We start from the raw sequence: 20,530 nt of genomic DNA, 5'->3' as shown, positions 1-20,530 counted from the left end.
CCGTCCTCCGGCTCGGGCGTCGGGCGTCCCTGAGACGATTGCTGCATGACCACAGCGACCGACGCCCTCCTCCGCCTTCGCGCCCTCGTCGGGCGGTCGGAGGTCGAGTTCCACGACGGGCAGTTCGAGGCGATCAGCGCGCTGGTCGACGATCGGCGGCGCGCGCTGGTCGTGCAGCGCACCGGGTGGGGCAAGTCCGCGGTGTACTTCGTCGCCACCATGCTGCTCCGGGCGCGCGGGGCCGGCCCGACCATCCTCGTGTCTCCGCTCCTCGCCCTCATGCGCGATCAGGTGGCGGCGGCCGAACGCGCCGGGGTTCGCGCGGTCACGATCAACTCGGCGAACCGCCACGAGTGGGAGGACATAGCGGCGCGACTGCGAGACGACACGGTCGACGTGCTGCTCGTCTCGCCGGAGCGGCTCAACAACCCCGAGTTCCGCGACACGCAGCTTCCGGCGCTCGTCGAGCGCAGCGGACTCCTCGTGGTCGACGAGGCGCACTGCATCTCCGACTGGGGGCACGACTTCCGTCCCGACTACCGGCGGCTGCGCGACCTCATCGCCCTGCTGCCCGACGGCGTTCCCGTCCTCGCCACGACGGCGACGGCCAACGAGCGGGTCGTCGCCGACGTGGTGGAGCAGCTCGGCGCCGGGCGCGAGGGCGACGTGCTGACCATCCGCGGGCCGCTGGCGCGCCGCTCCCTACGGCTCGGCGTACTGCCGCTTCCCGATGCGACCGAGCGGCTGGCCTGGCTCGCGGGTCATCTCGCCGATCTGCCGGGGAGCGGAATCGTCTACACGCTGACGGTCTCGGCGGCGGAGGACACTGCACGTGTGCTGCGTCGCGCCGGGCACGAGGCGCAGGCGTACACGGGTCAGACCGATACGGCGGAGCGCGAGGAGCTGGAGGGCCGGCTCAAGCGCAACGAAATGAAGGCCCTCGTCGCGACGAGCGCGCTCGGCATGGGATTCGACAAGCCGGACCTGGGGTTCGTCGTCCACCTCGGCGCGCCGTCCTCGCCGGTCGCCTACTACCAGCAGGTCGGTCGCGCGGGGCGCGCGACCGAGAACGCCGACGTCCTGCTGCTGCCGGGGCCCGAGGACCGGGCCATCTGGCAGTACTTCGCGACGGCGTCCATGCCATCGCGCGAGAAGGCCGCGGCCGTACTCGAGGCGCTGACGGGCGAGCCGCAGTCCACGCGGGTGCTGGAGAGCCGGGTCGACCTCCGCGCGTCCACGCTGGAAGTGCTGCTCAAGGTGCTCGATGTCGATGGCGCCGTCCGCCGGGTCAGCGGCGGCTGGATCGCGACGGGTGCCCCGTGGGAGTACGACGAAGAGCGCTATGCGCGCATCGCGGCGGCGCGGGAGGCGGAGCAGCGGTCGATGCTCGACTACGAGTCGACCTCGGCCTGCCGCATGGAGTTCCTGCAGCGCGCGCTCGACGACCCTGCAGCCGGGCCGTGCGGCCGTTGCGACAACTGCGCGGGCGTCTGGTTCCCGACCGCAGTGGATGAGAGTGCCGCAGGCCAGGTCGGCTCGCTGCTCGACCGGGTCGGCGTGGAGCTCGAGCCCCGCAAGCTGTGGCCCACGGGCGCCGACCGGCTGGGGGTCCCCGTGAAGGGCAAGCTCCGCCCCGAGCAGCAGTTGCAGCCGGGCCGCGTTCTGGCTCGCCTCACCGACCTGGGATGGGGCGGTCGGCTCCGCGAGCTGCTCGCTGACGACGCGGCCGATCAGGCGGTGCCGTCGGCCGTGCTCGACGCCTGCATCCGGGTGCTGGCGGACTGGGACTGGGATGCGCGCCCCGCGGCGATCGCCGCGATGCCGTCGCGCCGCCGGCCGGTCTTCGTGGAGTCGCTTGCGCGCGGGCTCGCCTCCGTCGGGCGGCTGCCGTTCGCCGGATCACTGTCCTGGCGCGGCGGGCCGCCCTCCGGTGCGCCGGGAGGCAACAGCGCGTTCCGCCTGGCGTCGGTGTGGGACCGCTTCTCAGCCGACGGGCTCGACCTGCCTCCGGGCGCCCCGGTGCTCCTGGTGGATGACCTGGTCGACAGTCGCTGGACGCTCACGGTCGCCGGCCAGGAACTCCTGCGGGCGGGCGCGTCAGCCGCGCTGCCCTTCGCGGCGGCCGCCCGCAGTTGAGCCGCGGGTGTTGGCCGATGACGATGGTGGGTCGCAGGCCCAGGCCCGCCGGGGCTGGGGCGCCGGCCGGGCCTGAGACGCCGACCGGCCGACCAGCGTCAGATGAAGTCGCCGCCGCCGAAATCGCCTCCGCCGAAGTCGCCGCCACCGCCGAAATCGCCGCCGCCGAAGCCGCCCCACCCGCCGGAGTCGCCACCCCAGCCGCCGGAGTCGCCACCGGAGGCGTCGCCGCCGCCGTCCCATCCGGCGGCCTCGGTCGATCCGCCGTCGCCGGAACCGGAGCCGCCGTCGCCCGAGCCGCCGTCGCCACCCTGGCCGTCATTGCCCTGATCGCCGCCGTTCTGGTTGTCGCCGTTCTGGTTGTCGCCGTTCTGGTCGCCCGAGCCGCCGTTCGCCTGGTTGTCGAAGGGCGACGGGAGGAAGGCGCTGACGAGCGTCGATCCGATCACGTACCCGGCGACGCTGCCCAACAGGGAGCTGGCGAACATGCCGCCGAAGCCCATACCGCCATAGCCGCCGCGACCGCCGCCGCCGAGCGCGCGCTCCAGGGTCCCGGGCTGCCGCAACTCGGCCCGGGTGGCCGACTGCGCCAGCGAACGCGGGTCCTCGCCGCGCGGCTGCTCCCCCGCAGGCGCGTTCTCGCTCAACTGCTGGAACAGCAGGCGGCGCTGGTCCGGGGTCAACTTGGCGAACGCCTCCTCGTGCACCTGCTCGATCGTCTCGGGCGGGGCGGTCCGCAAGAGATACCGGTAGCGCTCGACCGCGATCTCGTCCTCGCTGCGAGCCTGGCCCATGGCGCTCTGCGGTTGCCCGCCCGACGGCGCTCCGGGGTACGCGCCCTGACCGGCGCCCGGCGCTCCCCCGCCCAAAGGCGGATACGCGGCGCCTTGCGGCTGCGAGCCGTTCGGGCGCGACTCCTCGCGTCCGAGCAGGCGGTCAAGGAATCCCATGTCGTCCCCTTCGCTCCGTCGCAGCGCCCACGCGCCGCGGTGGATACAGCCTACGGAGCGGATCGTGAGAATGCTCTCAAAGTTCCTCGGGTGTCCGCCCGGCGAAAGGGTGAGAGCCGGCCATCAGACCGGGATGCCGACCAGCACGGGCTCCGGCTGCAGCAGCACGCCGAATTCGGCCTGCACTCGGGCCTGGATGAAGTCGGCCAGCTGCACCACGTCCGCCGCCGTCGCTCCGCCGCGGTTGACGATGGCGAGCGTGTGCTTCGACGAGATCGCCGCGCCGGAACCGGGGAGTGCGAAGCCGCGCCGGATGCCGGCATTCTCGATCAGCCACGCGGCGCTGAGCTTCACCGTGTACTCGTCACTCGCGAGCGGCGGCACGTCGAGCGGGTGCACTCCGCCGAGCGGGATGCCGATCACCGCGTCCGGCTCCGGCGGCTGCTGCGGCCAGCGCGGGGCGTTGGCGGGGAGAGTCCGCGCGAAGGTCTCGGACACGACCGGGTTCGTGAAGAAGGACCCCGAGCTGACGGAGTCCGGGTCGGCGGGGTCGAGCACCATGCCCTTCGAGGAGCGGAGCGCGAGCACGGCGCGCCGCAGCTCGGCGATCGGAACGCGGGATCCCACCGCCACCCCGAGGGCGTCCGCCAGCTGCGCATACGCCACGGGGGCGCTCAGCGGTGCGCCGACATCGCCCGGCAGGGCGTTGTCGGCGAGCTCCAGATCCACCGACAGCACCACGCCGCGCCGACCCCGCTTGAGGACGGACGTGCGGTACCCGAGTCCGAGTTCGTCGCGGGTCAGGTACACGACCTCCCCGGTGGCGTCGTCGAAGAACTCGACGCCGACGAGGGCCGACTCGATCTCCTGCCCGTACGCCCCGATGTTCTGCACCGGCGCGGCGCCGGTCGACCCGGGGATGCCCGAGAGCGCCTCCACGCCCGACCACCCATTGCGGACCGTCAGGGCGACCAGGTCGTCCCACGGCTCGCCGGCCTGCACGCGGATGCGGACCCGTCCCGCAGGCGACGGCAGCCGCTCCACGCCGCGCGAGAGGATGTGGATCACGGTCCCCTCGAATCCGTCGTCGCCCGCGACCGTGTTCGAGCCCCCGCCGAGCAGCAGCCAGTCGTCACCCGACGCACGCGCGTCGCGGACCGCCTCGATGACCGCCTCGCGGTCCTCCGCCGCCACGAACTCGGCGGGGACGCCGCCGACGCGGATCGTCGTCAGCTCGGCGAGAGCGGGAATCCGGTCGGTCATGCGAAACGGACGCGGACCTGCGCCTTGCCGAGCACGGTCTCATCGCCGAAGGTCGTCGTCAGGTCGATCCGGGCGACGCGCGCCTCCGCGTCCAGCTGCCCGACCGTGGCCGTGACCGAGACGGTCGCACCCTCGGACGGGTCCACGACGACGGGGCGTGTGAACCGCACCTGGTAGTCCGAGACGAGCGCCGGGTCACCCGCCCAGTCGACGACCGGCTGCACCGCGAGGCCCATCGTCAGCATGCCGTGGGCGATCACGCCCGGCAGGCCCACCGAGGTGGCGACATCGTCGCGGTAGTGGATCGGGTTGAAGTCGCCCGAGGCTCCCGCGTAGCGGACCAGCGAGTCGCGCGTGAGCTCGACCGTGCGCTCCGCCACGACGTCGCCGACGCTCAACGCGTCGAAATCGGGGGTGGCGCGGGGGTCTTCGAAGATCGCCATCACTCGTCTCCTCGTACGACCAGGGTGGATGTGGCGGTCACCACGTGCGCGCCGTCCGCGTCGACGATCGTCGATTCGGCCGTGACCATCGAGTGAGCGCCGAGCGTCTTCACCGCGGTGACCCGGAGCGTCGCGGTCAGCTCGTCCCCGGCGAAGACCGGACGGCTGAAGCTGAACCGCTGGTCGCCGTGCACGACCCGGCTGAAGTCGATGCCCGCGTCCGGCTCGGCGAGGAGCTGCGCCAGCGTGGCCTCCTGCACCACCACGGGGAAGGTGGGCGGAGCGACCAGGTCGCGGTGTCCGGCGGCCTGCGCCGCCTCGAGGTCGTAGCAGACGGGGTTGGTGGCGAGCACGGCCCGAGCGAACTCGCGCACTTTCTCGCGCCCCACGAGGTACGGCCGGGTCGGCGGGAACTCCCGCCCCTGCAGCTCTGGATTCACTGGCACCCGACGATTCTACCGACCGGCTCCTGCGCGTCCCCGGACAACAGAAGACCCCGGCGGCCAGTGGCCTCCGGGGTCTTCGTGCTCGGTGCTAGCGCCTTACTGGCAGCTGTCGCACTGCAGCAGGTCCATGGGGTCGACGGGAACCGAGTAGCCGCCAACGCTGTCGTTTTCGTAGTCCATGATGGCCTCCCCTAGAAGTCTTGGTGATCCGCGTTCCCGCGGTGTTCACCCACTATATAACCCGAATGACACGATTGTCATTCCACTACATGTTGTGTTTTGGGGATTTTTTCTCGCTGCCCCCAAATCTAGGGGGAACCACCGACATCTGTCAGCTCGCACGGCCCCTGACATTCGACTCACCATTGATGCAACTTCTCGCAGGCAGGTGGCGCTATTCGCCAGCCTCGCACCATGTTGACACCAGCCTCCATGTCGCCACTCTGCGAGTTACCCTCTGCGCTTGTATGCCCAATGCGGGGCGAGCGGGGCGCAAAAATGTAACGCCGGCGCCAGTCGGCAATGCAGCGCGATGAAGGTCTTCGCCGCCAGCGCTGTGAGTGGGATCCAAATCTGACCGCATCACACTTGCCCCGTCGCAGCCTCGACGTACGCGTCTGCCTCGGAAGACAACCTTGGGCTTGCCAGCGTTCGGCCGGCCGGGGCTGGCGATCCTAGTCGATGTGAGAGTTCTCAGAAAAGACTTGTTATGGCAGAGAGAACCCGATTGCGTTTGAAACACATCGTCGGCCGGGGGACCGATGTTCGCTGCACCGGCGCCCTCACGACTCTTAATAGAAATGGAAGCACGTGAGAATAACAGGCAAACGTCGCACCGGAACGGTCACCCTCGTCATCGCTGCACTGCTTTTTGCGGGAGCAACACCGGCGCAAGCGGCCGAAGAACCACAGCCGGACGAAATCGCACTCTTCGCTAGGGGCGCCAACGGGGAAGTAGTCAAGCTCGACGCCGACTTCGTCGCAAAGACCTCGTTCGATCTCCACACGGCGCCCAGCGACGGCCAGGTCACCCTTCAGCTGATCAACTGGGATCAGTGGTTCGGGTGCTTCAGCCTCAACAACGAGACGGACGTTTTCGCGACGTACGCTTTCCCTTGGAACGGCAGCGTCCAGCTTGTACGACTGAAATGTGGAACCGACAGCTACGGCTACAAGCACATCCGCGCCAAGCATGAGAGCCAGTGGCAAGCGCAGCTGGACGGCGCTCGAGCACACGGCTGGAACTCCCAGGCATTCGGAGTTGAGTCGTGGGATGACCTGATGTCGGCGGTTACCGGCGCCATCATCACCTACCCGGACTACTACCAGGCGTACCCGTTGAACAACAAGCGATGCAGCAACACGGAGTTCTATCTACAGAACCTGTCGACCGGTGCGATCGTGTACTCGTTTCGGGCTATCGCGAGCTGGGCATCCGACAGTGACCGGCTAATCACTTCGTATCCCACAACCAGCCTCGTCTGTTGACTCGCCGCCGGTGAGGTCCTGCACTGGGGCCTCACCGGCCATCAATAATGTCGGCGAGGTCCCACGCCTCTTGACGAACCCGGCCAAGCAAGTCGTCACCGCGTCGCTCCCAGTCCGCCGGAAGAGCGACACCGCCGAAAGTGGCCCGCTCCCACTCGTCGTGCCACGTAAAGAGATCGCGGAGAAGGGCTTCAGAGAGCTGGAGTTCGGCCGGATCCACCACGTAGCTTGCCGAACCAACCTCCCACAGCGAGCCCGCGTTCCCGGCATCCGGGAAGAACCTGATCGTGCGCAGGTCGCCGTCACGTCGTCGCGCGTAACGCGCCAGCGCCCGCTCAGGAGTCGCGAACGGCGGCACTTCCACCTCTACCTGATCCAAAGGATCAATCGTGTACGTACTAGCCGCCATCTCTCATTCACCCCCGGAACCGAATTGCAGGATTCTTTCGGTCCGCACATTTACGATCCCTTATGGGCGCCCAGATGGCAAACGCCTGCAAGACCGACTGGAGGTTGTCCTCCATCCGCCCGGCTGACGAGTTTGGCGATACCTGCCCCGGTAGCCCGGCTACCCACGATTCGGCGCTCCCGGCGGACAAGCGGCGCGTCAACTAGATCAGGCTGGCGAGCAGAGCACCCCCGATCGGGGGCGGAGACCCCCGTTCGATGGACGGTACTACTGGGAAGCGGGCCGGCCGCACGAATTCAAACTAGAGCGCGCGAGCAGGCTTCGTCGTGCCGACAGATCACCGCTTCAGCGCGAGCCACAGCCTCTTCGCGAGCTTGATTTCCGCGTTCGCGATGAACGGCAGGTCGGGGTATGTGTCTCCGTGCAGCACTTTTCGTAGCGAGTTGTGGTCGACCCCGAGGCGCCCTGCCGCTTCTCTTCCGCTGACGTCGCCGCGGTGCTTCCGCGGATTCTGCATCTCGGATAGAGCAAGCTCGTCCAGGCGAGTTGTCCAGGTATTCCATCGTTCCCCACCTTCTGCACCTGCGGGCACCGCGATGGGATTGGTGTGTCGCTGGCGTTCTGCCGGCGGCGACAACGAAGTCAAGGAGCTCACATGAAGACCAGACACGTTCTGGGGCTCGGCGTTGCGGCGCTACTCGGCCTCAGCGCGGTTACGGCGACGGCATTACCTGCCGCTGCCGCGCCGGCCCCGTCAGCCCCCATATCAACTACTTCTGCATCTGCGTCGGTCCTCGCGGCCACACCGTATGCCGGATGGAACACCTATTTCGGTCTGGGCGGAAGCTATACCGAAGCACAGGTGCTCGACGTCGCTGATCACCTCGTTTCAAGCGGGCTCGCCAAGGCGGGTTACGACATCGTGTGGTTGGACGGCGGTTGGCAGGCCTCGACCCCCCGCGGCGCTGACGGGCAGCTGCAGGGCGACCCGAGCCGCTTCCCTGACGGGATGGGCGCCCTGGCCGCCGCGATCCACGCCAAGGGACTGAAGGCGGGCATCTACACCGACGCCGGCCCGTACATCCCGGGCTCCTGCGGGCTGGGCAGCTACGGTCACTACCAGACCGACGCGGACACATTCGCTGCCTGGGGCTACGACGCGGTCAAGGTCGACTTCCTCTGCGGCATCGCTGCGAACCTCGACCCGAAGACCGTGTACACGCAGTTCGCGGATGCGCTCCGCCACAACAGCAGCGGCCGCCCGATCATCTTCAACCTCTGCAACCCGGTGACCTCTCCCGACTGGGGCAACTACCCCGAGTCGCAGCAGTCCACGAACACGTGGAGCTACGCGCCCGAAATCGCGCAGTCGTGGCGCACGTACACGGACGTCGGGTTTGTGAACTCGATCAAGTACAGCGACGTGCTGCGCAACTTCGACGCCAATGCCCGGCATCCGGAGGTCGCAGGCCCGGGCCACTGGAACGATCCCGACTACCTGGGACCCCAGCTGGGCATGACGGACGAGGAGTTCCGTTCGCAGATGGCGCTGTGGTCGATGTCCGCCGCCCCGCTGGTCGTCGGAAGCGATCCGCGCACCTTCAGCCCGGCGACCGTCGCCACCCTCACCAACCCGGATCTGCTCGCCATCGACCGTGACCTGCTCGGCAAGCAGGCGGTTCGCGTCGGGCCCGCTGGCACCACGGAGACGTGGGTGAAGCCGCTGGCCGACGGCTCGACCGCCGTCGCACTCGTCAACCGCGGCGCCGCCGCCACCCAGATCGGCACGACGGCGTCGGCGGTCGGTCTCAAGGCCACGCGGATCGCGGTCAAGGACGCGCGGACCCATGCCGTGACCGAGAGCAAGGACGCCATCCGCGCCGAAGTCCCGGCACACGGCGTCTCCGTCCTCGTCGTGTCGAAGAGCACCGCCGCCCCGCAGACGTCGCGTGTACTCGTCGGCACGCCGACCGTCACCGCAGTGAACGGCACGGCGATCGCGCCGACGAGCGACCTGCTCGCCGCGGCCGGCTCCACGCTGGCGGTCACCGTCACCCTCCGCAACGATGGCATGACGCCGGTGGACGCGCCGCAGACGATGCTTACGACGCCGGACGGATGGACGGCGACGGCAACCGGAACGCAGCCGTCCCGGCTTCTCCCGGGCCGCACGGCGGATGCGACCTTCACCGTGACCGTGCCGCAGGGTGTGGCGACGGGAGCGTCGGCGATCAGCGGTTCGGTGACCTTCGGGGCGACCAGCGGCAAGGTCACCGTCGCGTCGCCTCAGGCCACGGTGACGATCGCGCCCGCTCCCCGTCGGGTGCGGACCAGCCGCTGTCCCACCAGCCGTGGATCTCCGCGACCAGTGGGTGGATGACACCCGCGATCGACCAGAGCGTGGGCGGCGGCAACCCGATCCGGGTGGCCGGCACGACCTACGCGACCGGCCTCGGCGTCGCCAGCCCGTCCGACATCCGGTACTACGTGGGTGGAGTCTGCACACGGCTCACCGGAGCCGTCGGCATCGACGACGTCGTGGACAACGTGGGCCCAGAGGGCGGCACGGCCACCTTCTCCCTCGTCGCGGACGGAAAGACCGTCTGGGAGAGCGGTACCGTGTCGCGTGGCACGGCGGTTCCGTTCGACGTCGACGTGACCGGGGCCCGCGAGTTGGTGCTGCACGTCGGCGACGCCGGTGACGGCGGTTACAACGACCGCGCGGACTGGGCGGCGCCGCTGATCAGCTGCAGCTGAGCACCCGACGAGACGGGGCGTGAGGACCTCCTCGCGCCCCGTTTCGGCGTTCAGCGCAGTGCGACTCCCCAGCGGAGGTCCCAGCGGGACCCTGCTCCGAGCCACTGCAGGTCGGTGCCGGAGTTGAGTGCGTCCGGAGGCGCGGTCATCGGCTCGAGCGCCACAGCGACCTCCCTCGCCTTCAGGCCGGGCAGCTCATCGGTCATGTAGATCTGCGCCCAGCGGAAGCGAGGCTCGGCCCAGACCTCGGCCGTGCGGCCGGTGCGCCGGTCGCTCAGCGTCAGCCGGACGTCGCGGCCGGCGAGGTGCAGCCCCGTGTAGGCAGCGTGGGCCGGAGCGGCGCCGAGCGGCGTCGGCGTGCGCAGGTCGAAGGTCGTGCCCGAGACGGTGACCTCGCCTCGCGGGAGGTTGTCGTCCCCGAGCAGCAGCGTGCGCTCGGCCTGGACCGTGATCAGGAGGTCGTCGCGCGTCGCCGTGCCGACCCGCAGATACGGGTGGACTCCGACAGCGACCGGCGCCGCTTCAGGCCCCCGGTTCACGACGGAGATGGTCGACGCAATCCCGAAGGGAGTCAGTCGGTACGAGACGAAGGCGTCCAGATCGAAGGGGTAACCAGGCGGATGTCGCACCTCGGCCGCGAACTCCACGGCGTCGCGCTCGTGTGTCACGACCGGGAACGGAGTGGCCGCGACGAGGCCGTGCAGCGCGTTGCCCGCCGTAGGCTCGGTCAGCTCGAGTCCCTGCGGCTCACCGTCGAGCATCCACCGGCCTGCGCGCACACGGTTCGGCCAGGGGATGAGGACGGCCCCGGACGCACCGACTGGACCGTCCGGTGACCCGCAGATCAGGTCGACACCGTCCACCCGGAGTTGTTGGAGGCTTGCGCCGACGGGCGATACCAGCGCCTGGACGTCCCCGTCGGCGTCCCCGCCCAGACGTACCGGCTCAGGCCTCTCGGACATGCAGCAGGACGGAGCGGTCCGGATCCAGCGAAGGCATCTCCAGCCCGACCAGCCGGAGGACTCGGCCCGGGAGGGTCGCGCCGCTGGACAGCCACGGCGGCTGGGCTCCATGCGGCGGCGACCCGACGGGGAAGACGGCTTCCACGACGTAGTCGCGCTCGTCATCGAGGCCCGGGATGCCGAGACGGCCGACCGGCCAGGTGCGGGGTCGCTCCGTGACTGAGAAGGCGAAGAGCGCCTCGTCGCCCGTCGGGCTGACGACGCCCTCAAGGCGGGCGGCCGGCTCGGTCAGGTCGGCGTGAACGCTCACGCCGCTGTGCAGCAGTGCCCGGTGCTCCTTGTGGAACGCGATCCATCCGGCCAGCGCCACCTTGGTCGCCTCGTCGGCCGTGATCAGGTCGGTCTCGACGCCGAGATGGCCCCAGATCGCCTTCTCCGCCCGGTAGGCCAGCGGGTGGGAGCGATGCGTCGTGTGCGATTCCTCCGCCCCGATGTGGGTGCCCTGAAGTTCCGGCGGGACGAGGAGCCCGGTCCATCTCTGGATCTCGAGCCGCTCGTGCGGGTCGTTGCAGTCGCTGGGCCAGACGCGTTGCGTCCGCTCCAGCACACCGAGGTCGATGCGGCCGCCGCCGCTCGCGCACGACTCGATCTCGAGCCCTGGATGCCGCCGGTGCAGTTCGTCCATCAGGCGGTACGCGGCGAGGGTCTGTTCGCGCAGCCCAGGCCGGCCGGAGGGGGTGTGCCCGGCATCGAGCAGGTAGCGGTTGTGATCCCACTTGACGTAGGCGATGCCCACTTCGCCGATCAGTTCGCTGATCCGTTCGAGCACGTAGGCGTAGGCCTCCGGGTGCCCGAGGTCGAGCACGTGCTGGTGACGCGAGGGCAGTCCCGGTCCGTGGCCGGCGTCGAAGATCCACTCCGGATGCTTGCGCGCCAGCCGGGAGTCGAGGTTGATCATCTCGGGCTCGAACCAGAGCCCGAAGTCCATTCCCAGCTCGCGGACCCGGTCGGCGAGCGGCTTCAGCCCGTTCGGCCACCGTTCCGCGTCGACCACCCAATCACCGAGGGAGGTGGTGTCGTCGCGGCGGCCGACGAACCAGCCGTCGTCCACGACGAAGCGCTCCGCGCCGATGGCAGCCGCCTCCTCGGCGAAGCGGAGGAGGCTGTCCACGTCCTGCTCGAAATACACGGCCTCCCACGTGTTGACCAGGACCGGCCGGGGCCCGACCGGTCGGGCGGCCGACGCCCGCAGGTGCCGATGGAAGCGCGCCGCCAGCTCGTCCAGCCCCTCGCCCCACGAGCCGTACTGCCACGGGGTGACGTACTCGTCGCCCTCGGCGAGCTCCACCTCGGCGGGCGCCAGCCCCTCCAGAGCGGAGAGGCGGCGGATGTTCGCCGGCGTGCGCTCGGCGGCCAGGATCTGGTTGCCGCTCCAGGCGAGGTGCGTCGCCCACACTCGACCCGAGCGGAACCCGAAGCCGGGCTGCCCGGCCGCGAGGAGGAGCGTGTGCTCGAGCCCCGGCTTACCGCCGCGGGATGCGCGGACCCATTCCCCGACGTCGAAGGCGCGTCGCTGCGGGACGCGCTCGAGCGACCAGCGACCGGTGAGGTCGAGCAGCTGGTCCGCGTCTGCGGGCACCGGAAGCGCCAGCTCCAGGCCCTCCACGCGGAAGGACTCCGGGTGATCGTTGCGCAGCGTGGCGCGCTGACGGACCAGGCCGCTCGTTGCCAGCACCTCGAGCTCGAGGGTGAGCGACAGCCCGTAGGCGTCGTCGCCCGCGATGACCGTCAGGACCACCCCCTCGGCCGAGCTCGACAGGTTCGCCTCGGTGGTCGCGAAAACCGGCGCCCACCGACGCCCAGCCGAGTCGCCGGCAAGCCCGGGCCTGCCCAGCCATCCCTCGTGCAGCTGCCCCAGCACCGGAACCGGCTGGGGATAGGTCACCGCACTGTCACCCACCGCTGGCTGGGCGGTCGTTGTCATCTGACTCAGCGCATCGGCATCGAGTTCGCCGAGGTCTTCTCCCCAGTGCAGGATGCGCGGGAGGCGCTGCTGGTCGAGCTGCACGACGACGCTGGTGCCGCCCGCTCTCAGGTGGACGGTGTCCGTGTCGATGGGCATGCTCTATTTCACCGATCCGAGGGCGAGGCCCCCGATGAAGCTCCGCTGGAACAGCAGGAAGACGATGGTCGAGGGGACGGCTGCGACGACGGTGGCGGCGGCGATGACGGACCAGCTGGAGACGTATTGCCCCTGAAGCGAGAGCACGGCCGCCGTGATCGGCAGCTTCTCGGAGGTCTGCAGCAGGGTGATCGACCACAGCAGGTCGTTGAACACCCAGGTGAACGACAGCGCTCCCAGGGCGGCGAGCGCTGGCCGGGTGAGCGGCAGGATGACCTGGAGGAAGATCCGGAGGGTGCTCGCGCCGTCGAGGGTCGCCGCCTCCTGGAGCTCGTTCGGGATGGTGCGCATGAAGCCGTAGAGCACGAACGTGTAGAAGCCGATCCCGAACGCGACCTGCACGGCGATGAGTGCGCCCAGGGTGTCGTAGACGTTCAGCTGCTGCGTGATCCGGGCGACGGGGATGAGCAGCATCTGCACGGGCAGCAGGTTGCCCGCGAGCATCAGCAGCAGGATGGTGCGCCGGAACGGGATGCGGAAGCGGCTGAGGCCGAATGCGGCCGCCGATGACAGCAGCAGGGTCAGCACTACGGTCGGGATGGTGACGATCATGCTGTTGACGAGCGCCTGGAAGAGGCCGCCCTGGTTCCAGGCCTGCACGTAGGTGGAGAACGTGAAGGTATGAGGCAGGCTCGCGATGCCGTTGGCGGAGATGTCGTCGAAGGTGCGGAACGACGTGATCAGCACGACGAGGATGGGCGCGAACCAGGCCAGGGAGATGAGGATGCCGCTGGTGTGGAAGCCGACGGTCGCGGCGGTCCTCCGGCTGCTGCGACGGCGGACCGCCGTGCGCGCCGGCGCGGTCGCGGCGGTGCGGGCGCGGGAAGCGGTTGTGGTCACGATTCCTTCTCCTCGGAGAGTGCGCGGACGAGGTACGACACGATGACCGCGATCGCGAGCACGAAGATGACGACCGCGATGGCGGAGGCGTAGCCGAGCGCGCGGGATCCGAACGCCGTCGAGAACATGTAGGTGCTGAGCAGCTCGGTCGAGTGGTAGGGACCGCCGCGCGTCATCGCCCAGACGATGTCGAAGGAGCGCAGGGAGTCGATGATCAGCACGGACAGCACGACCAGGTTGACGCTGCGCAGCTGCGGCATCGTCACGCTCCAGAACCGCTGCAAGGCCGACGCGCCGTCGACCTTGGCCGCCTCCTGGACCGCGGGGTCGAGGGCCTTGAGGCCGGCGATGAAGAGCACCATCACGTACCCGATCTCGCGCCAGAGAGCGGCGACGATCACGGCGTACAGCGCGGTGCTCGAGTCGCCGAGCCAGACATGGGTCCAGCTGTGCAGCCCGACCGCGTCCAGAACGTTGTTGAGCACGCCGTTCGGCTGGAAGAACGCGCCCCAGATCAGCGCGGTGACGACGAGCGAGAAGACGATGGGGAGGAACAGGGCGGTGCGGTAGATGCCGACGCCGCGGCGCTCCGACTGGAACAGGAGCGCCACACCGAGGCCGGCGACGAACGAGATGCCACCGAACAGGACGATCCAGATGGCCGTGTTCTTGAGCGCCGTCAGGAAGATCGGGTCCGAGAACAGGTCGATGTAGTTCTGGGCTCCGACCGAGATGGCGGGGCCGACGCCGTTCCAGTGCAGGAACGACAGGCTGATGCCCTGGAAGGCCGGCCAGAAGACGCCGACCGCCTCGATCAGGAACGGGATGAGGACGAGGGCGAACACGATCGGCGGCGGAATGGAGATCCGCCGCCGACCGCGAACAGAGGTGAGATTCGTCACGAAGTCGCCCGGATCTTCTTGGCGGCCGCGTCCCAGTCCTTCAGGATCTGGTCGATGTTCTCAGGGTGGGCGATGAAGCTGGTCAGCGCCGTGTCCGTCGGCGTCTGCTGGGCGTCGCCCGCGTCCCGGTTGTAGAACTGCGTGATCTGCTTGGCCGACTCCAGCATCTCCTTGCCCTGCTTCGAGAGCGCGTCGAGCTGCAGCGTGGCCTTGGAGCTCGCCGGGAGGTAGGTGCCCTGCTGGCTCTTGGCCAGGTCGGACTGCGCCTGGGGGCTGGCGACGTAGTCGAGGAACTTCTTCGTCAGGTTGGGCTTGTTCGTCTTAGAGCTGGCGATGAAGCCGTCCGTCGGTCCCTCCTCTGCCACGGGGACCTTCGGGTCGATGATCGGGAACTGGAAGAAGGCCAGATCGCTCTGCTTGTCGGCGGGCACCGACGGCTGCGCCCAGGCGCCGAGCAGGTACATCGCCACCTTGCCCTGCGAGAAGTCGCTCATCGCCTGGTTCTGCGTCGTGCCGAGCACCGCCGGGTCGAAGTACGGAAGCACCTGCTTGAACGCGGTGAACACGTTCTTGACCTCGGGGCTGTCGTACTTCTCCTTGCCCGAGAGCAGCTTCAGGTGGAAGTCGGCGCCGTTGATCCGCAGGTCGAGGTAATCGAACCACGCGGAAGCCAGCCACGCGTTGTCGCTGAGACCCGCGGTGAACGGCGTCACGCCCTGGCCCTTGATCTTCTCCGAGGCGGCGAGGAACTCGTCCCACGTCTTCGGCGGCGTGATCCCGAGCTTCTCGAAGTCGCTCTTGAAGTAGTAGACGCCCCACCAGTAGTAGCCCGTCGGAACGAACACGTCCTTGCCGGACGAATCCTGGCTGAGCGTCTTCAGCGCGTCGGGGAAGTCGCTGCCGTGGGCCTTCCAGACGCTCGAGAGGTCGAGCAGCTGGCCCTGGTCGGCGAAGTCACGCGTGGCCTGCCCGGCGTACCAGGTGTAGACATCCGGCGGGTTCTTGGCGGTGAGGTACGAGGGCAGCTGCTGGTTGAAGGTGTTGGTCGGGATGGTGTTGACCTTGACCTGGCCTTCGCCTTTGGCGTTGAAGTCCTTGACCAGCTGGTCGAGCCCTCCCTTCTCGGCGTCCGTGAAGCGCGACTGCAGGATCAGCGGACCGGAGGCGTCCGGCCCGGTCTTGGTCTCCTGGGCTTCGCCTGAGGTTGATACGCAGCCTGCGAGGAGCGCAGTGGCGGCGACCGTGCTGCCGAGCGCCACCAGCCAACGGGTGCTCTTTCGGGTCATCTTCGACTCCATTTCTGGGGGTGATCGCATGGACGCTCGGCCGTCAGGAATCTTATGACCGAACGTGTTCACGGTAATTTCCGGCCGCGGCGTCCCCGTAGCAGAAACTGGCGATGTATCTGGACATTTCCACGACGGTGGCTCACAATCGTCGAGTGCTCATCCCAGACGGCTTCCCCGGCCAGCGCATGCTTGTTCTTCCCCGGCCTCGCGTGAGGGAGTTCCTTGCCCAGCCGGGAACTGCGCGATTAGTGGTCACTGACTGCGGGTACTTTCCGCGCGCCGATTCTCATGGACGCCGTCGTACCGTCCCGATTGGGCAGGCGGTCGTCATGGCATGTGTGGACGGTGCCGGCTGGTGCGAGACCGAAGCTGGACGATTCCCCGTGCAACGCGGTCAGGTCGTCGTGCTCTCGCCGCGCCAGGCTCACGCCTACGGCGCCGACGCTGAGGACCCGTGGACTCTGTGGTGGTTCCACGCCGCCAGCTCCGAGGTGGAGGCGTTTCTGGCGGCTGCTGGGATGGGGAACGATAATCCGGTACGCCGGCCGCGCGACTTGTACCCCGTCGTCTCGCTGATGTCGGAGGTGTTGTCATGGATGGAGCGTGACAGCACCACGGCGAGCCTGAATGCTGCCGCGGGCGCGGCTTGGCACGCGCTGACGCTGCTGGCGTCCGAGCGTTCTCGCTCCGACGAGTCAGGGGATGTGATCGAGCATGCGATGGAGTACCTCCGTGCTCACATCGCGGACCGTGTGACGATCCCCGAGTTGGCAGCGATGGCCTCGCTCAGCGCGTCGCACTTCAGCGCCCTGTTCAAGCGACACGTTGGCTACCCGGTCTTGCAGTATCAGACGATGTTGCGGATGGGGCGTGCCCGGGAGCTGCTGGACACCACCTCCGCCACGGTCGCGGCGATCGCGGCGGAGGTGGGGTACCCGGACTCGTTCTACTTCGCCCGTCAGTTCAAGAAGGTGCATGGGATGACGGCACGAGAGTACCGCGACCAGCACAAGGGGTGATCAGGCGCCGACGGGCGTTTTTGTCTGAGCGCGGAGGTCCCTGACTCGCGCGTCGGCGGGGTCACGGGACTCCAACTCCTCCAACACCGTTCGCGCCGCCGTCATTCGTCCCGCGAGGATCGCCAACTGCGCATCCATCACCGCGACGAGGTCGTGATGTGTTCGAGCGATGTCTTCGCGGAAGATCAGCATTGTGGGTAGCGACGTGGCGAAGTAATCGATACGCGCATGCTCATTGCGGATGCTTTCCACGTAGGCAGAGAGCTCGGTGGTCAGCCGCTCGGCGCGCTCGGTATCGCCCAGCCTCCGGGCCGCGAGGACCGAGTAGTACGTCATCGGGGAGTGCGGGACGGCGGACATCGTGGTGAAGTCTCCGGCGCTGTCCGCAGCGGCTCGCCAGGCGGCGTCGGACTCGGCGTCATTGCCCGCGGCGCGGTGGGCATCGCCGAAGGCGAGGAGCAGGTCCGAGCGGTTGGCGAGCGGGTGCGGCGCTTCCCCGAGCGCGTCGGGCACGTGCACGGCCGAGTTCAGGGCGGTTATCGCTGCCGCGGGGTCCCCTGCGGCAAGGTGGTGCTCGGCGGCGGCTCTCTGCGCCAATGTCCAGACGCGGATCGTTTCCCCTTCGCCGCCTTCCCAGGGGCTGAACCGCCTGCCGGCTAGGAGGTCGATCGCTTCCTCGTGCCTGCCGACGAGCACGAGAAGCTCCGCATAGGCAAGTGCCAGGTCGTCCCGCGCGGCCACCAGGGCACCTGCGTCCGCGAGGGCTTCGAGCCGATCCTCGGGCGCGACTCCTACGCGTCGCGCGAGCTGGTCAGCTTCGTAGCGCAGCTTCGGATCGTCGGGAGCCGCCTCCACCGCTGACCGGTAGAGGGCGACGGCGCGTCCCGGGTCGCCTTGCACGTTGTAGGCCGCGAGCCCGAGACCCCGCAGGGCGACCGCGTCGGCAGGATCACCGGCGACGGCCGCCGTCAGATGATCGATGGCTTCCGCATAGCGGCGCTGGAAATACAGCCAATGGCCGAGGAGGGCGTGCGCGCGCGCGTCGCCCGTGGCATGGATCCGGCGTTCCAGCAACGCCGCGTCGGCCGCACTGCCCGCGAAGCACCGGGCGACGGACACCTTTCGCGCCTCGGCGAGGGCCCGCGCGGCGGCGTCCGGGCGTCCTGCCTGCTCGAGCAACTCGGCGCGTGCATAGTGGATGAGTGCGAGCGGGTCGCCCGCACCTGCAACCGGGCGCTCGACCGCAGCCGACTCGGCAGCGTCGAGGAGGCGTAGCGCATCATCGATGCGACCGAGCGAGCGGTACTCGCCGGCAGTGTCCCGGAGCGTCTGAGCGTCGGTTTCCGGCGTCAGCCCTGCCAAGTCACCGAGCCATATGTCCAGCATGTCGAGCGTACGAGCCCCGTTGAGGACGGCTTCGGCTTCCTCCGTACGTCCCAGCTGGCGGAGGGCGATGACTCGAACGGCGGCGACCTGGAGGTTGTCCGCATCCACGCGCGCCGCATCCTCGGCCAGCCCAAGCGCCTCCCCCACGCCTGTGCCCGCGCTGCGATCCGAGCCCTCGCGAGCGCCGAGGGTGCACGCCAGGCGTAGTTCCATGCGGCCTTGGCGAAGGCGTCGTCCGCTTCCGCGTCGCGTCCGGTGGCAGCCAGGACCACGCCGAGGAGGTAGAAAGCCTCACCGTCGGGTGGGTTGGGGTTGCGGTGGGTCTGTCGGCGCAGCGCGGCTCGGAGGTGCTCTTCCGCCTCGGCGAACCGACCTGAGGCGAGCCGTGCGGAGGCCAAGGCTATGTTCGAACGCGAGTCATCCGGGTCGCGGCGCAGCGCCTCCTCCCAGTACGGCTCGGGCGACCGGGTCGCGTGTCGGTACTGAGCCAGATGAACACCGGTCAGGTAAAGCTCGTCGATCGATGCGATCTCGTCGGGGGCGGGCGGCTCGGTGGCGGTCTCGAATCCTTCGGGCAAAGCGTCTCGGAAGCGCGTGGATGCGCGCAGCAACTCCACACCGCCGGCGGACGCCACGAGGGTCAGATCACCGGGTGAAGCGGCCGGTAGCTCGTGGACCAGCGGGCTTCCGGGTGCGATGGCGCTACGACGCTCCCACAGCACGGCTCCGTCCGCGTCGAGGAGTGAGACGTCGAGGTCGTCTCGTCTCGTCGTGACCGCCACCCCGACGCGGGCGGTGCGCGAGGCGCCGTCGCCGGTGGTGGTGAGACTCAGCGCCACCTCGGCCGACGCTTGGGTCAGAGGGCCGATGGCGTGATACGGGAACCAGTACTGACTGAAGGTCTTGGTTTCGCCCGGCGCGAGGTACGAGAAGTCGGGCTGGTTGTCCGTATAGACACCGGCCATGAGTTCGACATACGCACCCCGATCGTCGCTGAGGTTCGCATCCCACGCCCAACCGAATGGTGCGTTACCCCACGTCCACTGCTTCTTGCCGGGGGCGATGTGATGGTCGGCGACATGCGCAAACCCGAGCCCGGTCGAGTGATCGTAACCGCCGAAGAAGTCGTCCTCGCTCGCCACGCACATGTATGAGGTGGGGACGGGGATGTTTCGATACCAATCCAACCGGTCAGCGTCGTCCGCGACGTACTCCGGGCTGGACCGGTCCGCCCGCGCGGCATAGTCGATGCCGTAGTACGGCCGGTCGGCGGCCGGGAAGGCGGTCGCCGCGCGCTTCGCGTGGTCGGCGACTACGTGCACGTCGGCGGGGAAGAACGACTGGTAGCTGTCGTGCACACGCACAGCCACATTCGCCCACCAGAGGAACGTCTGGGTTACCTCTGTGCGGTTGAAGAGCCGCACGCGCGCCTCCAGCGCCGCGCTTCCCGGTCGCAGCCGGATGCCGTGCATTCCCTTCATACGGGCGAAGGGATCGTGGTCGGAGCACCATACGGTGACGGCGCCGTCATCCTCCCGTTCGATCGTCCAGTCCATCGGCAGGAAGGTGCCCGGCCGGTGATGCTGCGGCCAGTTGAACTCGATCCCTCCTGAGATCCACGGCCCCGCCAGGCCGACCAGTGCCGGCTTGATGACGTCGTTGCGGTAGAAGAAGTCTTCGCCTGTGGTCTTGTCGACGGCGATGTGCACGCGGCCACCGAGCTCGGGGAGGATGACAAGCCGCAGGTATTCGTTCTCCATGTGCACCGCCTGCCAGGTGTGCATCGTGGCCTCGTGGCTGACCGATTCGATGAACGGCAGCGGGTACACCCGCCCCGAAGACCCCTGGTACACGCGCGATTCGAGGAACGCCGGCATGGAGCCTGGCTCCCCCGGCTCGTAGGTGCGGACGTCGACAGGCTCGCTCCAGGCTGCGACAGCGACGTCGCGCAGGTTCTGCGGGATGGGAGGGAGCGGGAAACGGGGCTGTGCTTCGGACATAAGCAGGACCCTATTTCCGCGTCAACAGCTAGGAGAAGATGCGTTCCCACGCATCACC

At 68.7% G+C, this 20,530-nt stretch carries 18 protein-coding genes; 5 read left to right on the top strand and 13 right to left on the bottom strand.

Annotation, left to right across the window (positions count from 1 at the left end):
• The first annotated feature begins 45 nt into the window (after window positions 1-45).
• Window positions 46-2,136 (top strand): RecQ family ATP-dependent DNA helicase, encoded by a 2,091-nt coding sequence (locus ACQ86M_RS00525; RefSeq protein WP_431246670.1) that lies wholly within the window; start codon window positions 46-48, stop codon window positions 2,134-2,136.
• 98 nt (window positions 2,137-2,234) lie between these two features.
• Here the strand turns inward: ACQ86M_RS00525 and ACQ86M_RS00520 are convergent, their stop codons facing one another.
• The 4 genes from ACQ86M_RS00520 to ACQ86M_RS00505 form a co-directional block, all read right to left on the bottom strand.
• Window positions 2,235-3,086 (bottom strand): hypothetical protein, encoded by an 852-nt coding sequence (locus ACQ86M_RS00520; RefSeq protein ID WP_431246669.1) that lies wholly within the window; start codon window positions 3,084-3,086, stop codon window positions 2,235-2,237.
• A gap of 123 nt (window positions 3,087-3,209) precedes the next feature.
• Complete coding sequence (locus tag ACQ86M_RS00515) at window positions 3,210-4,349, bottom strand: UDP-N-acetylmuramate dehydrogenase (protein ID WP_431246668.1); 1,140 nt, start codon at window positions 4,347-4,349, stop codon at window positions 3,210-3,212.
• Entirely contained in the window at window positions 4,346-4,792 is a 447-nt protein-coding gene (locus tag ACQ86M_RS00510) for a MaoC family dehydratase (protein ID WP_431246667.1), read from the bottom strand. Before ACQ86M_RS00510 ends, ACQ86M_RS00515 begins: the two co-directional genes overlap by 4 nt.
• Window positions 4,792-5,238 carry a MaoC family dehydratase N-terminal domain-containing protein gene (locus tag ACQ86M_RS00505; RefSeq protein ID WP_431220199.1) on the bottom strand — a complete coding sequence of 149 codons (447 nt, stop codon included), beginning with the start codon at window positions 5,236-5,238 and terminating at the stop codon, window positions 4,792-4,794. The genes ACQ86M_RS00510 and ACQ86M_RS00505 overlap by 1 nt, the downstream gene beginning before the upstream one ends.
• An 810-nt stretch (window positions 5,239-6,048) precedes the next feature.
• On the opposite strand from ACQ86M_RS00505, the gene ACQ86M_RS00500 reads away from it, so the two are divergent.
• Window positions 6,049-6,726, top strand: coding sequence for a hypothetical protein (locus ACQ86M_RS00500; RefSeq protein WP_431246666.1), 678 nt, complete (start codon window positions 6,049-6,051; stop codon window positions 6,724-6,726).
• A gap of 31 nt (window positions 6,727-6,757) precedes the next feature.
• Here ACQ86M_RS00500 and ACQ86M_RS00495 read toward each other — a convergent pair whose 3' ends face one another.
• Together ACQ86M_RS00495 and ACQ86M_RS00490 are read right to left on the bottom strand one after the other, a co-directional pair.
• On the bottom strand, window positions 6,758-7,105 hold the full coding sequence (locus ACQ86M_RS00495; RefSeq protein WP_431246665.1) for a hypothetical protein: 348 nt from the start codon (window positions 7,103-7,105) through the stop codon (window positions 6,758-6,760).
• A gap of 367 nt (window positions 7,106-7,472) precedes the next feature.
• Window positions 7,473-7,652, bottom strand: coding sequence for a hypothetical protein (locus tag ACQ86M_RS00490; RefSeq protein WP_431246664.1), 180 nt, complete (start codon window positions 7,650-7,652; stop codon window positions 7,473-7,475).
• A gap of 345 nt (window positions 7,653-7,997) precedes the next feature.
• On the opposite strand from ACQ86M_RS00490, the gene ACQ86M_RS00485 reads away from it, so the two are divergent.
• A complete protein-coding gene (locus tag ACQ86M_RS00485; protein WP_431246663.1) occupies window positions 7,998-9,515 on the top strand; it encodes an NEW3 domain-containing protein in 1,518 nt (505 codons plus the stop codon).
• The gene (locus ACQ86M_RS00480; RefSeq protein WP_431246662.1) at window positions 9,512-9,892 is read left to right on the top strand and encodes an NPCBM/NEW2 domain-containing protein; all 381 of its coding nucleotides are present in this window, start codon (window positions 9,512-9,514) and stop codon (window positions 9,890-9,892) included. Before ACQ86M_RS00485 ends, ACQ86M_RS00480 begins: the two co-directional genes overlap by 4 nt.
• A 50-nt stretch (window positions 9,893-9,942) precedes the next feature.
• Here ACQ86M_RS00480 and ACQ86M_RS00475 read toward each other — a convergent pair whose 3' ends face one another.
• From ACQ86M_RS00475 to ACQ86M_RS00455, 5 genes are read right to left on the bottom strand one after another with little or no spacing between them, the layout of a single operon-like run.
• The gene (locus tag ACQ86M_RS00475) at window positions 9,943-10,854 is read right to left on the bottom strand and encodes an aldose 1-epimerase family protein (protein WP_431246661.1); all 912 of its coding nucleotides are present in this window, start codon (window positions 10,852-10,854) and stop codon (window positions 9,943-9,945) included.
• Entirely contained in the window at window positions 10,838-12,976 is a 2,139-nt protein-coding gene (locus ACQ86M_RS00470) for an alpha-galactosidase (protein ID WP_431246660.1), read from the bottom strand. The genes ACQ86M_RS00475 and ACQ86M_RS00470 overlap by 17 nt, the downstream gene beginning before the upstream one ends.
• Window positions 12,977-12,979: 3 nt before the next feature.
• Window positions 12,980-13,876 carry a carbohydrate ABC transporter permease gene (locus ACQ86M_RS00465; protein WP_431246659.1) on the bottom strand — a complete coding sequence of 299 codons (897 nt, stop codon included), beginning with the start codon at window positions 13,874-13,876 and terminating at the stop codon, window positions 12,980-12,982.
• Window positions 13,873-14,778 (bottom strand): carbohydrate ABC transporter permease, encoded by a 906-nt coding sequence (locus ACQ86M_RS00460; protein ID WP_431246658.1) that lies wholly within the window; start codon window positions 14,776-14,778, stop codon window positions 13,873-13,875. The genes ACQ86M_RS00465 and ACQ86M_RS00460 overlap by 4 nt, the downstream gene beginning before the upstream one ends.
• Window positions 14,775-16,064, bottom strand: coding sequence for an ABC transporter substrate-binding protein (locus tag ACQ86M_RS00455; protein WP_431246657.1), 1,290 nt, complete (start codon window positions 16,062-16,064; stop codon window positions 14,775-14,777). The genes ACQ86M_RS00460 and ACQ86M_RS00455 overlap by 4 nt, the downstream gene beginning before the upstream one ends.
• Window positions 16,065-16,177: 113 nt before the next feature.
• On the opposite strand from ACQ86M_RS00455, the gene ACQ86M_RS00450 reads away from it, so the two are divergent.
• On the top strand, window positions 16,178-17,086 hold the full coding sequence (locus tag ACQ86M_RS00450; protein WP_431246656.1) for an AraC family transcriptional regulator: 909 nt from the start codon (window positions 16,178-16,180) through the stop codon (window positions 17,084-17,086).
• On the opposite strand, the gene ACQ86M_RS00445 is transcribed toward ACQ86M_RS00450, so the two are convergent.
• Both ACQ86M_RS00445 and ACQ86M_RS00440 read right to left on the bottom strand, forming a co-directional pair.
• A complete protein-coding gene (locus ACQ86M_RS00445; RefSeq protein WP_431246655.1) occupies window positions 17,087-18,472 on the bottom strand; it encodes a tetratricopeptide repeat protein in 1,386 nt (461 codons plus the stop codon).
• Window positions 18,436-20,349 carry a DUF5107 domain-containing protein gene (locus tag ACQ86M_RS00440; RefSeq protein WP_431246654.1) on the bottom strand — a complete coding sequence of 638 codons (1,914 nt, stop codon included), beginning with the start codon at window positions 20,347-20,349 and terminating at the stop codon, window positions 18,436-18,438. The genes ACQ86M_RS00445 and ACQ86M_RS00440 overlap by 37 nt, the downstream gene beginning before the upstream one ends.
• Window positions 20,350-20,530 lie beyond the last annotated feature (181 nt).

The sequence above is a fragment of the Leifsonia xyli subsp. cynodontis genome, assembly GCF_050632205.1.
Lineage (GTDB): Bacteria > Actinomycetota > Actinomycetes > Actinomycetales > Microbacteriaceae > Leifsonia > Leifsonia xyli_D.
This window is presented reverse-complemented; position numbering and strand designations above follow the sequence as displayed.

What these genes read in the sequence shown, in the direction of transcription:
- ACQ86M_RS00525 (WP_431246670.1), top strand. Translation starts at nt 46, where the DNA reads ATGACCACAGCGACCGACGCCCTCCTCCGCCTTCGCGCCCTCGTCGGG.
- ACQ86M_RS00520 (WP_431246669.1), bottom strand. Translation starts at nt 3,086, where the DNA reads ATGGGATTCCTTGACCGCCTGCTCGGACGCGAGGAGTCGCGCCCGAAC.
- ACQ86M_RS00515 (WP_431246668.1), bottom strand. Translation starts at nt 4,349, where the DNA reads ATGACCGACCGGATTCCCGCTCTCGCCGAGCTGACGACGATCCGCGTC.
- ACQ86M_RS00510 (WP_431246667.1), bottom strand. Translation starts at nt 4,792, where the DNA reads ATGGCGATCTTCGAAGACCCCCGCGCCACCCCCGATTTCGACGCGTTG.
- ACQ86M_RS00490 (WP_431246664.1), bottom strand. Translation starts at nt 7,652, where the DNA reads ATGCAGAATCCGCGGAAGCACCGCGGCGACGTCAGCGGAAGAGAAGCG.
- ACQ86M_RS00480 (WP_431246662.1), top strand. Translation starts at nt 9,512, where the DNA reads ATGACACCCGCGATCGACCAGAGCGTGGGCGGCGGCAACCCGATCCGG.
- ACQ86M_RS00475 (WP_431246661.1), bottom strand. Translation starts at nt 10,854, where the DNA reads ATGTCCGAGAGGCCTGAGCCGGTACGTCTGGGCGGGGACGCCGACGGG.
- ACQ86M_RS00470 (WP_431246660.1), bottom strand. Translation starts at nt 12,976, where the DNA reads ATGCCCATCGACACGGACACCGTCCACCTGAGAGCGGGCGGCACCAGC.
- ACQ86M_RS00455 (WP_431246657.1), bottom strand. Translation starts at nt 16,064, where the DNA reads ATGACCCGAAAGAGCACCCGTTGGCTGGTGGCGCTCGGCAGCACGGTC.
- ACQ86M_RS00450 (WP_431246656.1), top strand. Translation starts at nt 16,178, where the DNA reads ATGTATCTGGACATTTCCACGACGGTGGCTCACAATCGTCGAGTGCTC.
- ACQ86M_RS00445 (WP_431246655.1), bottom strand. Translation starts at nt 18,472, where the DNA reads ATGCTGGACATATGGCTCGGTGACTTGGCAGGGCTGACGCCGGAAACC.
- ACQ86M_RS00440 (WP_431246654.1), bottom strand. Translation starts at nt 20,349, where the DNA reads ATGCCGGCGTTCCTCGAATCGCGCGTGTACCAGGGGTCTTCGGGGCGG.